Annotated in this window: 15 protein-coding genes and 1 riboswitch; of the genes, 13 read left to right on the top strand and 2 right to left on the bottom strand. The window is 70.6% G+C overall.

The window, feature by feature from the left end; all coding sequences use genetic code 11:
• Nucleotides 1-90: 90 nt before the first annotated feature.
• Complete coding sequence (locus ACYVK3_RS01420) at nucleotides 91-1,119, bottom strand: proprotein convertase P-domain-containing protein (RefSeq protein WP_460495455.1); 1,029 nt, start codon at nucleotides 1,117-1,119, stop codon at nucleotides 91-93.
• Between the two features lie 264 nt (nucleotides 1,120-1,383).
• Here ACYVK3_RS01420 and ACYVK3_RS01415 point away from each other — a divergent pair, with 264 nt between their 5' ends.
• Together ACYVK3_RS01415 and ACYVK3_RS01410 are read left to right on the top strand one after the other, a co-directional pair.
• A complete protein-coding gene (locus ACYVK3_RS01415) occupies nucleotides 1,384-1,734 on the top strand; it encodes a hypothetical protein (RefSeq protein ID WP_460495454.1) in 351 nt (116 codons plus the stop codon).
• The gene (locus ACYVK3_RS01410; RefSeq protein WP_460495453.1) at nucleotides 1,722-2,015 is read left to right on the top strand and encodes a hypothetical protein; all 294 of its coding nucleotides are present in this window, start codon (nucleotides 1,722-1,724) and stop codon (nucleotides 2,013-2,015) included. Before ACYVK3_RS01415 ends, ACYVK3_RS01410 begins: the two co-directional genes overlap by 13 nt.
• 12 nt (nucleotides 2,016-2,027) lie before the next feature.
• Here ACYVK3_RS01410 and ACYVK3_RS01405 read toward each other — a convergent pair whose 3' ends face one another.
• Nucleotides 2,028-3,005: a hypothetical protein gene (locus ACYVK3_RS01405; protein WP_460495452.1), complete on the bottom strand. Its 978-nt coding sequence runs from the start codon at nucleotides 3,003-3,005 to the stop codon at nucleotides 2,028-2,030.
• A 200-nt stretch (nucleotides 3,006-3,205) separates the two neighbouring features.
• Here ACYVK3_RS01405 and ACYVK3_RS01400 point away from each other — a divergent pair, with 200 nt between their 5' ends.
• The 11 genes from ACYVK3_RS01400 (at nucleotide 3,206) to glmM (ending at nucleotide 12,755) form a co-directional block, all read left to right on the top strand.
• The gene (locus ACYVK3_RS01400; protein ID WP_460495451.1) at nucleotides 3,206-3,808 is read left to right on the top strand and encodes a class I SAM-dependent methyltransferase; all 603 of its coding nucleotides are present in this window, start codon (nucleotides 3,206-3,208) and stop codon (nucleotides 3,806-3,808) included.
• A gap of 72 nt (nucleotides 3,809-3,880) precedes the next feature.
• Nucleotides 3,881-4,738 carry a DnaJ C-terminal domain-containing protein gene (locus ACYVK3_RS01395; protein WP_460495450.1) on the top strand — a complete coding sequence of 286 codons (858 nt, stop codon included), beginning with the start codon at nucleotides 3,881-3,883 and terminating at the stop codon, nucleotides 4,736-4,738.
• Nucleotides 4,739-4,800: 62 nt separating this feature from the next.
• A riboswitch (TPP riboswitch) is annotated at nucleotides 4,801-4,911 on the top strand.
• Nucleotides 4,902-5,528: a thiamine phosphate synthase gene (gene thiE / locus ACYVK3_RS01390; RefSeq protein ID WP_460495448.1), complete on the top strand. Its 627-nt coding sequence runs from the start codon at nucleotides 4,902-4,904 to the stop codon at nucleotides 5,526-5,528. Its footprint overlaps the riboswitch before it by 10 nt.
• Nucleotides 5,528-6,586 carry a glycine oxidase ThiO gene (gene thiO, locus ACYVK3_RS01385; RefSeq protein ID WP_460495446.1) on the top strand — a complete coding sequence of 353 codons (1,059 nt, stop codon included), beginning with the start codon at nucleotides 5,528-5,530 and terminating at the stop codon, nucleotides 6,584-6,586. Before thiE ends, thiO begins: the two co-directional genes overlap by 1 nt.
• Nucleotides 6,583-6,789 (top strand): sulfur carrier protein ThiS, encoded by a 207-nt coding sequence (gene thiS, locus ACYVK3_RS01380; protein WP_460495445.1) that lies wholly within the window; start codon nucleotides 6,583-6,585, stop codon nucleotides 6,787-6,789. Before thiO ends, thiS begins: the two co-directional genes overlap by 4 nt.
• A 3-nt stretch (nucleotides 6,790-6,792) precedes the next feature.
• Nucleotides 6,793-7,560 (top strand): thiazole synthase, encoded by a 768-nt coding sequence (locus ACYVK3_RS01375; RefSeq protein ID WP_460495444.1) that lies wholly within the window; start codon nucleotides 6,793-6,795, stop codon nucleotides 7,558-7,560.
• Nucleotides 7,560-8,423 carry a bifunctional hydroxymethylpyrimidine kinase/phosphomethylpyrimidine kinase gene (gene thiD, locus ACYVK3_RS01370; RefSeq protein WP_460495443.1) on the top strand — a complete coding sequence of 288 codons (864 nt, stop codon included), beginning with the start codon at nucleotides 7,560-7,562 and terminating at the stop codon, nucleotides 8,421-8,423. Before ACYVK3_RS01375 ends, thiD begins: the two co-directional genes overlap by 1 nt.
• 9 nt (nucleotides 8,424-8,432) lie before the next feature.
• Nucleotides 8,433-9,998: a phosphomethylpyrimidine synthase ThiC gene (gene thiC, locus ACYVK3_RS01365; protein ID WP_460495442.1), complete on the top strand. Its 1,566-nt coding sequence runs from the start codon at nucleotides 8,433-8,435 to the stop codon at nucleotides 9,996-9,998.
• Nucleotides 9,999-10,248: 250 nt separating this feature from the next.
• Nucleotides 10,249-10,692 (top strand): 50S ribosomal protein L13, encoded by a 444-nt coding sequence (gene rplM / locus ACYVK3_RS01360; RefSeq protein WP_460495440.1) that lies wholly within the window; start codon nucleotides 10,249-10,251, stop codon nucleotides 10,690-10,692.
• A gap of 23 nt (nucleotides 10,693-10,715) precedes the next feature.
• Nucleotides 10,716-11,276 carry a 30S ribosomal protein S9 gene (rpsI, locus tag ACYVK3_RS01355; protein WP_460495438.1) on the top strand — a complete coding sequence of 187 codons (561 nt, stop codon included), beginning with the start codon at nucleotides 10,716-10,718 and terminating at the stop codon, nucleotides 11,274-11,276.
• Between the two features lie 147 nt (nucleotides 11,277-11,423).
• Nucleotides 11,424-12,755 (top strand): phosphoglucosamine mutase, encoded by a 1,332-nt coding sequence (gene glmM / locus ACYVK3_RS01350; protein ID WP_460495437.1) that lies wholly within the window; start codon nucleotides 11,424-11,426, stop codon nucleotides 12,753-12,755.
• Nucleotides 12,756-12,757: the final 2 nt, after the last annotated feature.

Below are 12,757 nucleotides of genomic sequence, written 5' to 3'. Positions count from 1 at the left end.
GATGCTGGCACGAAGGCGACGTCGAGTTCTGGAGCGCGAACGAGGGAGGGCCGCCGCGGGGAGGCGGCGGCCCTCGGGGGGGGGAGATGGCTAGATGCTGATCGACCAGCTGTTCAGGGTGCCGGTCGATCCGCCGAAGTAGGTGTCGACCACCCGCAGCGACCAGGTGCCCGACCCTCGCTCACCGGAGAGGTCGGCCGTGTAGGTGGCGACGATGTCGTTCCCCGAGTCGGCATCAGCGCCCTTGAGCGAGCGGACGGTCCCGTCCGGCGCGACGAGGGCGATGGTGATGTCGCCCCGGTACGGGTGCGAGATGTCCACGCTGATCCGACTGCTGCTGGAGGCGTCGCGCGCGCAGGTGAGGGCGACCGAGGTGGTCAGGGTCCGGCCCTCGGTGATCGTCCTGGGGCCGTTGAAGGAACCGGAGCACTGGCCGGTGCCCGGGTCGCCACCGCCGGTGCCGCAGTAGCTCGACATGTGCGACTGGAGGGCGCTCTTCTCGGCGGGGTCCGCCGTCAACGCGTACAGGTACTTGACGTGGATCCAGGCCTTGACGTAGTCGCAGCGCACCGAGCTGTTCGGCGGCATCCACTGGGCCGGGTCGTAGGCGCCCTTCGAGGAGTTGACCGAGGAGGTCGCGATCCACAGCTGCGGGGCGTCGACGTCGTTGGCGAACGCCTCGCGCTGGGCGGTGCTCCACGCCCAGGCGCCCGAGCCCCACGCCTCGCCCAGCGCCACGACGTGGTCGATGGTGGCGTTGGAGACCGAGGTGGTCCAGGTGTTGTCGAAGTCGGACTGCCAGCGCCCGGAGTCGGGCTGGCAGTCCGAGCCGGTCTGGACGTCGACGCCGTCGCGGGAGAGCACGTGCTGGCGGGCGGTGCAGCCGCCGCCGACGCTCGACCAGTGCGGGAACAGGTCGCGGTCGTAGCTGGAGTTGTGGGACTCGGCGGCGACGGTGAGCGCGTCGAGTTCGGACTGCGCGGTGGAGGCCGAGGGGATGCCGGGAGGTCGGACCGCCTCGGCCCGGTCGGTGTCGGCGGTGAGTACGAGGGCGAGGGCGAGTGCCGAGGCTGCGGTCAGCGCGAAGGCACCGTGCGCCAGGCGTCTGGCGATATGCATGTCTTGTACTCCTGCGGGGTTGCAGCGGGCGCGGACCTACCGGGGACCAGATCCAAGCGGCGGCCGGGATTGCCGTTCGTCGCTTCATCCGATGGAATCATGGGATGATCCGGCCGGTCAATAGCCGCGGAAAGTATTCACGAGTTCGACATTCCCGTATCAATGAGATGATTCCCCGCGTACCCCTTCGCATCTGGATATGTCCGCATTGGACTGAGACCCATTGGCCCTCATGGGAGCGCAGTTGGACAGCCGAGGAAGGTCATGGATGCGATGAACGACCACGAGGGTCCGGCCGAGCCGTCGATATCGGTCGAGGCCGGGCCGCGCGTCGATGCGGACCCGGTCGGGTCCCTTTGGGTGCGGGGAGGCGGCGCGTTCGGCGGCTCTGAGTGTCCACATAGAAGTTCCTGGGGCGATCTGAGGGCCTCGCGGAAGATCCTGTGCGCCGTCGTGGCATCGATGGCGGGCCTGTGCATCGCCGCCGCCGCTGCCGGATTCGTCTGGGGCCTCGGCCAGCTCACCGACGGCGACGGCGATCGCTCGGAGGACGCCCTGGCGGTGACGGCGCTGGTCTGCGCGTTCACGATGGCGTTCGGAGTGTGCTGGGCTTGAACTTCGCCGGCGTCGGCGAGTATGCCGCGCGGGCGAAGCGACTGCACCCCTCCAGCCCGAAGCTCTATGTGCGGGCCCAGAGCGGGTACGCGGCGACGGCCGCCTCGATCCTGTGGGCGAGTCTCGAACTCGAGGTGCGGCTGCTGTGGATTCCCGCGGTGCTCGCCGTCTTCTGGGGCTACCAGGCGTGGGCCGGCCGGAGGGTGCTCACCGACCGGTCCGAGTGCCGTCAGGACCCCGAGCTGCCGCCGAAGACCAAGGCGATGTTGAAGAACGCTTGAGTTCCACCCGGCTCACTCGACGGCGCGGCGGTGCTTGAGCTGGTCCACCAGCCACACGTCGACGATATCGGTGACCACCGACATGACGGTCTCGTCGGCGTCCTCGAGCGGCTCGCCGTCGGTGCGGCCGATGACCACGTACATCAGGTAGTGCCCGTAGGTGTTGTAGCCGACCATGGTCGGCGCACGGCCGAGCTCGGACCCCGCGCCGTCGGTGCGCAGAGCCGCGAAGCCGCCTTCGAGGCCCTCTTCGATGGCCGCGCGCAGCTGCTCGGCCTCGTCGGCGTCACCGAGGTTGAGGACGCCGGCGGTGGCCGCGTACTCGCCGTCCGGGTTCACGATGGTGGCGCGCACGGTCTGGGTGCAGTCGGAGTCGGCCAGGATCTCGGCGAGCTCGTCGAGACCCGCCTCGACGCAGTCGGCGAGCTCCTCGGTCTCCAGGACCTCGTACGGCCCGGCCGCACCGGCCGGTGTGAAAGCGGCTGATCCGAACAGCTCGGCGACCGAGGTCGGCTCGGGGTCGGTCGCCCGGTTCGCGATCGGGTCGACGACGTCCGGCGCGTCGGCCGAGGAGTCCGCGTCGGGCTGCGCCTGCTCGCTCGCGGCGGCGGTCGCACGCGGGGCCTGCGGGGCGGTCTCGCCCTCGCGCAGGACGATGAACGCACCCGCGCCGCAGGCGGCGACGACGGCCAGGCCGCTGACCACCGCGAGCGCGATGAGCCACCAGCGGGTGCGTCGGCGTGCGCGCTGGGCGGCGCGGCGGAGCGGCCGGGAGGCATGGATGCGCTCCAGGTGCTCCTCCATCTCCTCCTCGGCGGAGCGCCGCGAGGACGAGCGCGGCAGCGCCATCTCCTCGGGACTGAGCCGCATCGTCGGCGCGGTCACCTGAGCGCGACTGAGCTTGTCAGTCGGGTCGAGATCCGCATCCGTGTCGAACTCATGCCCCTGCTCGCGCTGCGGGACCCCGAAGGGGGACGGGCCGTATGCCATGACACGGAGCATAGACCCAGTGCCCTCCTTTGCCGGTCATTGTTCCCCCCTGCGGAGTAGGCGGGGCGCGTCGGCGCACCACCGAACGGAACGCGAGACTCCTTCAGCATCTGGCGTCACACGGGTGCGGTGTGTGCCGTGGCCGACCCCGCCCCGAGATCCGGGGTGACGCGGCATGGGGGAGGAGCGACAATACATGCGTGTCCGAGCAGCCAGAGCACTACTTCAGCGAGCGGCCCGCCGTCGACGACCGCGAGCGCACCGTCACCTTCGAGCTCGACGGAGTGAACTACGAGCTGACCGCCTCGACCGGGGTCTTCTCCGGCAACCGGCTCGACCCGGGGACGAGCGTGCTGCTCAACAAGGTCGTACCGCCCGAGTCAGCCGGGACGTTCCTCGACCTGGGCTGCGGTTACGGGCCGATCAGCGCGGTGCTGGCGCAGCGGGACGACGCCGAGGTGTGGGCGGTGGACGTGAACCGGCGTGCCCTCGAGCTGGCGCGGCGCAACACCGAGCGGCTGCCGGGCACGGTGCGCGTGGCGACGCCCGAGGAGGTGCCGGCGGAGGTCGCGTTCGACGAGATCTGGTCGAATCCGCCGATCAAGGTGGGCAAGGAGGCGCTCCACGAGCTGCTGGAGACGTGGCTGCCGCGCCTGAGGGAGGGCGGCGTGGCATGGCTCGTCGTCTCGAAGCACCTGGGCGCGGACTCGCTGGCGCGCTGGCTGAGCGAGCAGGGCTGGACGGTCGGCAAGCACGCCAGCGCCAAGGGCTACCGCGTCCTGAGAGTCGACCGCGCCCGGTAGGCATGGTGGCGTTCACCACCTACGCTGGTGGCGCCCACGGTATTCGACACCGCCCTCCTGGAAGGACCGACCATGACCACCCCGCATTCCTCGGCCGCCGCGATCGAAGTCCATTTGACGCTTGAGGAGATGGCGTTCGGCTGCGAGCGGGAGGTGGACTTCGACGCGCCCGGCGACTGCGTCAACTGCGAGGGCTCGGGCCGTGACGATGGCCAGGTCTGCATGTACTGCGACGGCACGGGGACCATGGTGGTGACTCGCAGCGCGACGGTCGACCTTCCGGCGGGATTGGGCGAGGGCGAGGTCGTCCACGTCGACCCCGGCGGCAGCGACCCTGGCCTCGTCCTCCTCGTCCACCAGCGGCGCCACCCGGTGTTCGAACGCGACGGGCTCGATCTGCGCACCACGGTGAGCGTCGAACCGTTCCTGCTGGAGCGCGGCGGGGCCGTCGATGTGGAGACGCTCGACGGCGAGGTCCTGGTCGATATCGAACCCGGCGAGGAGGCGGGTGCGGTGCTGCGCGTCGAGGGACAGGGCATGCCCTCGCGCGAGCGCCCGGAACAGCGCGGCGACCTGCTGGTGCGGATCGACGCCGAGACGCCGGCGACGCCCGAGCAGCGCGAAGTGCGCCGGTCCGGGACGAAGGCCATCATCGGCGGACTGGCGCTCATGCTCGTCGGCGCGGCCGTCATCGTCGGCGCCCTGGTCTGGCGCTCGGGGCAGACCGTATGCGAGCCGAGCGCGACGGTCCTGTGCCTTCGCGACGGCGTCGAGGTCACCGCCGAGGAGCAGGAGGGCGAACTCAACGCCTTCGCGATCGGCTGGACGATCCCGGGGATCGTCGTCGCGGGCGTGGGCGCGTTCATCGTCACCAGGGGCTTTCGGACCCAGTGGGAGGCCGAGCCGCCGATCCAGAGCGGCTCCGACTGACCACATGCTGCGACGGCCCTTGCCATCGCAGCGCACGATGACGTACCGTGATCGACGTAAGCGAATACACCCACGGGAGTCCGATGCATCGGGCTGAGAGGGGACTGCGTAGTCCCGACCGTCGAACCTGACCCAGATCATGCTGGCGCAGGGAGAAGGAGATATGAACGCTACTCGTCTACCGCGATTGCACGTCATCACCGACACTCGCGAGGGTGCCACCCCGATCGCCGTCATCGCCGCCGCGCTCGAGGCCGGCGCCCGCCTCGTCCAGATCCGGCCCGAGGACCACTACAGCGACCGCGCCGCCTTCGACCTGGCCACCGCCCTCGCCGAGCTGTGCGACGAGCAGGGCGCGATGTGCCTGGTCAACGACCGCGTCCACATCGCTCAGGCCGTCGGCGCCGACGGCGTCCACCTCGGCGCCGACGACCTCCCCCTCGACGTCGCCCGCCGCATCCTCCCCGACACCGCGATCATCGGCGGCACCTGCCGCGAACCCGAGGCCGCCCGCGCCGCGCGCCGCGCCGGCGCCACCTACCTCGGTGTCGGCCCGGTATGGACCAGCGACACCAAGACCGGCCTGCCCCAGGCGATCGGCCTCGACGGGCTCGCCGCCGTCTGCGAGGCCGTCGACCTCCCCGTGATCGCCATCGGCGGCATCACCGCCGAACGCGCCGCGGACTGCCGCCGGGCCGGAGCCCACGGCGTCGCGGCAGTCGGGGCGATCTCCACCTGCGACAACCCCAAACGAGCCACCGCCGAACTCCTCGAGGCAGTGGGCGAGTGATGCGACTCGCCGTCGTCGGCGCCGGGTCCATCGGACTCGCCATCGCATGGCGAGCCGCCCAGCGCGGTGCCGACACCACCGTCTACGACCCCGACCCCGGCTCCGGCGCCTCCCGGGTCGCCGCCGGCATGCTCGCCGCCGTCACCGAGGCCCAATTCGGCGAGGAGGAACTCCTCCCGTTCATGGCCGCCTCCGCCGACGCCTGGCCCGCGTTCGCCCGCGAACTCGAACGAGCATCCGGCATGCCGACCGGCTACCGGGACGTCCCGACGCTCATGGTCGGACTCGAAGACGCCGACCGGGCCGAGATCCGGCGCCAGACCCAGATCTACAGCGCGACCGACCGCGAATTCGAGACCTTGGGCGGCCGCGCCTCCCGCGAGGTGGAACCGCTGCTCAGCCACCGGACCCGCGGAGGCGTACTCGTCCCCGGCGACCACGCCGCCGAGCCCCGCGCCGTCCACGCGGCCCTCACCGCCGCCGCCGAGAACGCCGGCGTCCGATTCCGGGCCGAACGCGTCGAGGACCTCGCCGCGCTGGACGCCGACCAGGTGGTCCTCGCCGCCGGATGCGGCTCCTCCCACTTCGGGTTGCCGATCCGGCCCGTCCGCGGCGCCGTCCTGCGACTGCTCGCCTCCGAAGGACAACCGATGCCGCGCACCACCGTTCGCGGGTGGGTGCGGGGCCATCCGGTTTACATTGTGACTAGGGCATCCGGAGAGGTCGTCATCGGCGCCACCAGCGACGAACGGGGCTTCGACCGGCTGACGGGAACCGCCGGGGCGGTTCACGATCTGCTCCGCCGGGCCATCGATCTGGTCCCGGAGGTGGCCGAATACCACCTCGACGAGGTCACGGTCGGATTCCGGCCGACGGCCCCGGACAACCTGCCGCTCATCGGCCGCATCGACGAGCGCACCGTCGCCGCCACCGGCCACTACCGGCACGGCATAGCGCTCATCCCGGCGACCGCGGCGAGCGCCTCCGCCCTGGCCCTGGGGGACGAAGTCGAGGCGCCGAAGGCGTTCGACCCGCAGCGATTCGAGGGGAGCCCATGAACATCGAACTCAACGGCGAAGCGCGCGAAGGCCTCGCCACGGTGACCGACGCCGTCCGCGCCGCGCTCGGCAAGCCCGACGCCGCGCTCGGGCGCGGCACCGCCGTCGCCGTCAACGGCGAAGTGGTCCCGCGCTCCGAATGGGACCGCCCGCTCCTCGACGGCGACGCCGTCGAAGTCCTCACCGCCACACAAGGAGGGTGACCCATGGAAAAACTCCAGATAGCCGACAAGACCTTCGGCTCGCGCCTGATCCTCGGCACCGGCGGCGCCGCCAACCACACCCAGCTCGCCGAGGCCATCGCGGCGTCCGGGACCGAGCTGGTCACCGTCGCCCTCCGCCGCGTCGACCCCTCCGCCCAAGGCTCCATCGCGGATCTCCTCGAGCGCAGCGGCGTCGACCTCCTGCCCAACACCGCCGGATGCTTCACCGCCGAACAGGCCGTCCGCACCGCCCACCTCGCCCGCGAGGCATTCGGCACCGACTGGATCAAACTCGAGGTCATCGGCGACGAGGACTCCCTCCTGCCCGACCCCGTCGAACTGCTCGACGCCGCCGAGACCCTCGTCGCCGACGGCTTCACGGTCCTGCCCTACACCAACGATGACCCCATCCTGGCCCGCCACCTCGAACAAGCCGGATGCGCCGCCGTCATGCCCCTGGCCGCCCCCATCGGCACCGGTCTCGGCATCCGCAACCCGCACAACCTCGCCCTCATCTGCGAACGGGCCACCGTGCCGGTCATCTGCGACGCCGGCATCGGCACCGCCTCCGACGCCGCCCAGGCCATGGAGCTCGGCTGCGCCGCCGTCCTGCTCGCCACCGCCGTCACCCGCGCCGCCGACCCCGTCCTCATGGCCAGGGCCATGCGCGACGCCGTGGGCGCCGGCCGCGCCGCCCGCCTCGCCGGACGCATCCCCAAACGCCACCTCGCACAGGCCTCCACCAGCTTCGAAGGGATGGCGAACCTCTGATGCGACCGCCGATAGCGCTCACCGTCGCCGGCTCCGACTCCGGAGGCTGCGCCGGCATACAGGCCGACCTGCGGACGTTCGCGGCCCACAGCGTGCACGGCACCAGCGTCATCACCGCGATCACCGCCCAGAACACCCTCGGCGTCACCGCGATCACCGCCCAGAACACCCTCGGCGTCACCGCCGCCGCACCCGTCGGCACCGAAATGCTCGAAGCCCAGCTCGACGCCGTCCTCGCCGACTTCGAGGTCGCCGCCGTCAAGACCGGGATGCTCGCCGACCTGCCCACACTCGTCATCGTCGGCGCCGCCGCCAGAGCCGGCCGGCTGCCGAACCTCGTGATCGACCCGGTCCTCGTCACCACCACCGGCGACGGCCTCTTCACCGGCGACCCCGGCGCCTACCTCGACGCGTTCGGCGACGCGCCCGCGCTCCTGACCCCGAACGTCCCCGAAGCCGAGACGCTCACCGAATCCACCATCCGCGACCTCGACGACGCCCGCGAGGCCGCCCGCACCCTCGCCGAGTCCGGTCCCTGCCCGGTGCTCGTCACCGGCGGCCACCTGGACGGCGACACCTCCGTGGACGTCCTCTACGACGGCAGCGACTTCACCGAGTACGCCGCACCGCGCATCGACACCAACAACACCCACGGCACCGGCTGCACCTTCTCCGCCGCGATCGCCGCCAACCTCGCCCGCGGCCTCGACCTGTTCGACGCCATCGGCGAGGCCAAGAAGTACCTGACCGGCGCGCTGGCCGCATCCGCGACCTGGCGCCTCGGGAGGGGACCGGGACCAGCCGACCACCTCTGGTGGCTCGACCACCAGGACCACCACGGGTGGTCCACCATCAGCGAATAAGGAGCGAGCATGGCATCCACCGCCAGGAAGAAGATCTACGCAGAGGGCCCGCGCCCCGACATCCGCGTCCCGTTCGCCGAGGTCGAGCTCAGCGGCGGCGAGGACCCCGTGCGGCTCTACGACACCTCCGGCCCCGGCTCCGACCCCGAGGTCGGCCTGCCGGGCCTGCGCAAAGCCTGGATCGACGAACGCGGTCTCGACGCCAAGTGCAACACCCAGCTGCACTACGCCAAGCAGGGGATCATCACCCCCGAGATGTCCTTCGTCGCCATCCGCGAAGGCCTCGCCCCCGAGTTCGTGCGCGACGAGATCGCCGCCGGCCGGGCCATCCTCCCGGCCAACGTCAACCACCCCGAGACCGAGCCGATGATCATCGGCAAGAACTTCCTCACCAAGATCAACGCCAACATCGGGACCTCCGCCGTCTCGGACTCGATCGCCGCCGAGGTCGAGAAGCTCACCTGGGCCGTCAAATGGGGCGCCGACACGGTCATGGACCTGTCCACCGGCAAGCATATCCACGAGACCCGCGAGCACATCGTCCGCAACTCCCCGGTCCCCATCGGCACCGTCCCCCTCTACCAGGCCCTCGAGAAGGTGAACGGCGACCCGGTCGAACTCAACTGGGACGTCTACCGCGAGACCATCATCGAGCAGGCCGAGCAGGGCGTCGACTACATGACCGTCCACGCGGGAGTCCTGCTGCGCTACGTCCCGCTCGCCGCGGACCGCGTCACCGGGATCGTCTCGCGCGGCGGCTCCATCATGGCCGCCTGGTGCCTCGCCCACCACGAGGAGAGCTTCCTCTACACGCACTTCCGGGAGCTGTGCGAGATCTTCGCGAAGTACGACATCGCCTTCTCCCTCGGCGACGGCCTGCGCCCCGGCTCCATCGCCGACGCCAACGACGAGGCCCAGTTCGCGGAGCTGCGGACGCTCGGCGAGCTCACCGAGATCGCCTGGGAGTACGACGTCCAGGTCATGATCGAAGGCCCCGGCCACGTCCCCATGCACAAGATCAAGGAGAACGTCGACCTCCAGCAGGAGCTCTGCGGCGAGGCCCCGTTCTACACCCTCGGCCCGCTCACCACCGACATCGCGCCCGCCTACGACCACATCACCTCCGCGATCGGCGCGGCCATGATCGGCTGGTTCGGCACCGCGATGCTCTGCTACGTCACCCCCAAGGAGCACCTCGGCCTGCCGAACCGCGACGACGTCAAGGAAGGCGTGATCGCCTACAAGATCGCCGCCCACGCCGCCGACCTCGCCAAGGGCCACCCCTCGGCGCAGGCCTGGGACGACGCCCTCTCCAAGGCCAGGTTCGAGTTCCGCTGGGAGGACCAGTTCAACCTCTCGCTCGACCCGGGCCGGGCCCGCGAGTACCACGACGAGACCCTCCCGGCCGAGCCCGCCAAGACCGCGCACTTCTGCTCCATGTGCGGTCCCAAGTTCTGCTCCATGAAGATCAGCCAGGAGCTGAAGGACTACGCCCAGCAGGGCATGTTCGCGAAGAGCGAGGAGTTCGTGGAGTCCGGCGGCAAGGTGTACCTGCCCGTCGTCGACGCCGATTAACGGCTCACGGGCTTCGCCGTGAGGGCCGGACAGCAGGCCGGACGGCGCTGTATCCGAGGTCACGGCGGCCGCCTTCGAGGTGGCCGCCGGGGCCGCGTAAAATGAGAAGCTGTTGTTCGAGTGCGCTCGTCACGAGGCACTGTCCAACGAATCCCGCACCGAAGAACCGGAAGGTTCCGCGGGATTCAGGCGGCTCCGCGGTATCTCCACGGGGTTCGTTCCACACCGACAACGAAAGCTAGGTAAACCTGTGCGCACGTACAGCCCTAAGCCGGACGACATCGACCGGCAGTGGCTCGTGATCGACGCGGACGACGTGGTGTTGGGTCGTCTCGCGACACACGCGGCCCAACTGCTCCGAGGCAAGCACAAGCCCACGTTCGCTCCGAACGCCGACGTCGGCGATTACGTCATCGTGATCAACGCCGAGAAGGTCGTCCTCACGCGGAACAAGCTGCTCCAGAAGAAGGCCTACACGCACTCCGGGTACCCCGGTGGCCTCAGGGAGAAGACCTACGCGGAGATGATGGAGAAGGCTCCGAAGAAGGTCGTCGAGAAGGCCGTGCTCGGCATGCTCCCGAAGACCAAGCTCGGTCGCGCCATGTACAAGAAGCTGAAGGTGTACACCGGCCCCGGCCACCCGCACGCCGCCCAGCAGCCGAAGCCGTACGAGATCAAGAAGATCGCGCAGTAGGCGCGGCGAGGAGCAATTCACTCATGACCGAAGAGAACCAGGTCCCCGAGACCACTGAGACCGAGGCCGCTGCGGCCCCCGAGGCCGTCGCCGAGGCACCCGCCGAGGCTCCCGAGCCCGTCGCCGAGGCTCCCGTCGAGGTTCCGGCCGATGTCGCCGCGGCACCGACCGTGCCCAGCGTCCCGGCCGTCCCGTCCGACCGCGCCATCCAGACCGTCGGCCGTCGCAAGCGCGCCATCGCCCGCGTCCGCCTGGTCCCGGGCTCCGGCAAGTACGTCGTCAACGGCAAGAGCCTCGAGGACTACTTCCCGAGCAAGGTCCACCAGCAGACCGTCGCCGAGCCGTTCGTCACCGTCGAGGCGGGCGACAACTTCGACGTCCTCGTCAACATCACCGGCGGCGGCGCCACCGGCCAGGCCGGCGCGCTCCGCCTGGGCATCGCCCGCGCCCTGGTCGAGGTCGACCCGAACATGCGCCCGGCCCTCAAGGCCGCCGGCTTCCTGACCCGCGACGCCCGCGAGAAGGAAAGCAAGAAGTACGGCCTCAAGAAGGCCCGCAAGGCGCCGCAGTACTCGAAGCGCTAGCACGGGTTCCCCCGTCGAAGGGGACGCGCTAGTCTGCACATGCAACGGGGCTGCCGAGGTCATCCTCGGCAGCCCCCGTTTTCTGTCATATCCTGATCGTCCGCGCCAATGTACGGCTCGCAAGCTCTGCCATGAGGGGTACTCACCGTGTCACGACTGTTCGGCACCGACGGCGTCCGGGGGCGGGCCAACGCCGACCTCACGCCTGAATTGGCGCTCCGACTCAACATCGCCGCCGTCCGAGTGCTCGGCTCCGCCGAGCGCCGGCCCACCGTCGTCATCGGCCGCGACCCCCGCGCCTCCGGCGAGATGCTCGAGGCCGCCTCCGCGGCGGGCCTGGCCGCCGCCGGAGCGAAGGTGTTCGACCTCGGCGTCCTGCCGACCCCCGCCGTCGCGCACCTCACCGCCGTCACCGGCGCCGACTTCGGCGTGATGATCTCGGCCTCGCACAACCCCATGCCCGACAACGGCATCAAGTTCTTCGCGGCCGGCGGCCGCAAGCTCCCCGACGAGACCGAGGACGCCATCGAGCGCGCCATGGCCGAGCCCGCGCCGCTCCCGCAGGGCGCCGACGTCGGCCGCATCGCCCGCTCCGTCGACCCCGTCGACACCTACATCGAGCACCTCGTCTCGGTCTGCCCCCACCCCTTGGCGGGCCTCAAGGTCGTCGTCGACCCCGCCAACGGCGCCGCCACCGTCGCGGCCCCCGAGGCCCTGCGCCGCGCCGGCGCCGAGGTCATCGCGATCAACGCCGAACCCAACGGGCTCAACATCAACGAAGACTGCGGCTCGACCCACATCGACGGGCTGCGCGCCGCCGTCCTCGAACACGGTGCGGACGTCGGCATCGCCCTCGACGGCGACGCCGACCGCTGCCTGGCCGTCGACGCCGCGGGCGAGCTCGTCGACGGCGACGCGATCATGGCGATCCTCGCGGTGTCGATGCACGAGGCAGGCACCCTCCAAGGAGAGACGCTCGTCACTACCGTGATGAGCAATCTCGGCCTCCACCAGGCGATGGGCGCCGCCGGCATCAAGCTCGAGACCACCAAGGTCGGCGACCGCTACGTGCTCGAACGCCTCGGCGAAGGCGGGTTCTCCCTCGGCGGCGAGCAGTCCGGGCACATCGTGCTGCCCGCCCACGCCACCACCGGCGACGGCACCCTGACCTCGCTCATGCTGCTGGCCCGCATGGCCGCCACCGGCCGGAGCCTGGCCGAGCTCGCGTCGGTGTTCACCCCGGCCCCGCAGGTCCTCATCAACGTCCGCGTCGCCGACAAGTCGGTCATCCAGGCCGAGGCCGTGCGCACTGCCGTCGCCACCTGGCAGGCCAAGCTCGGCTCGGACGGCCGGGTCCTGCTGCGGCCTTCGGGCACCGAGCCGCTCGTGCGCGTCATGGTCGAGGCCTCCGAGGAACCGGTCGCGCAGTCCGTCGCCGCCGAGCTCGCCGCGGTCGTGGAGAACGCGCTGGTCCCGTGAGC

The organism is Glycomyces tarimensis (assembly GCF_054776215.1).
Note: the sequence above shows the minus strand (reverse complement) of the source record. Positions and strands in the feature narration are given on the sequence as shown.

What these genes read in the sequence shown, in the direction of transcription:
- ACYVK3_RS01420 (WP_460495455.1), bottom strand. Translation starts at nt 1,119, where the DNA reads ATGCATATCGCCAGACGCCTGGCGCACGGTGCCTTCGCGCTGACCGCA.
- ACYVK3_RS01415 (WP_460495454.1), top strand. Translation starts at nt 1,384, where the DNA reads ATGGATGCGATGAACGACCACGAGGGTCCGGCCGAGCCGTCGATATCG.
- ACYVK3_RS01405 (WP_460495452.1), bottom strand. Translation starts at nt 3,005, where the DNA reads ATGGCATACGGCCCGTCCCCCTTCGGGGTCCCGCAGCGCGAGCAGGGG.
- ACYVK3_RS01395 (WP_460495450.1), top strand. Translation starts at nt 3,881, where the DNA reads ATGACCACCCCGCATTCCTCGGCCGCCGCGATCGAAGTCCATTTGACG.
- thiE (WP_460495448.1), top strand. Translation starts at nt 4,902, where the DNA reads ATGAACGCTACTCGTCTACCGCGATTGCACGTCATCACCGACACTCGC.
- thiO (WP_460495446.1), top strand. Translation starts at nt 5,528, where the DNA reads ATGCGACTCGCCGTCGTCGGCGCCGGGTCCATCGGACTCGCCATCGCA.
- thiS (WP_460495445.1), top strand. Translation starts at nt 6,583, where the DNA reads ATGAACATCGAACTCAACGGCGAAGCGCGCGAAGGCCTCGCCACGGTG.
- ACYVK3_RS01375 (WP_460495444.1), top strand. Translation starts at nt 6,793, where the DNA reads ATGGAAAAACTCCAGATAGCCGACAAGACCTTCGGCTCGCGCCTGATC.
- thiD (WP_460495443.1), top strand. Translation starts at nt 7,560, where the DNA reads ATGCGACCGCCGATAGCGCTCACCGTCGCCGGCTCCGACTCCGGAGGC.
- thiC (WP_460495442.1), top strand. Translation starts at nt 8,433, where the DNA reads ATGGCATCCACCGCCAGGAAGAAGATCTACGCAGAGGGCCCGCGCCCC.
- rpsI (WP_460495438.1), top strand. Translation starts at nt 10,716, where the DNA reads ATGACCGAAGAGAACCAGGTCCCCGAGACCACTGAGACCGAGGCCGCT.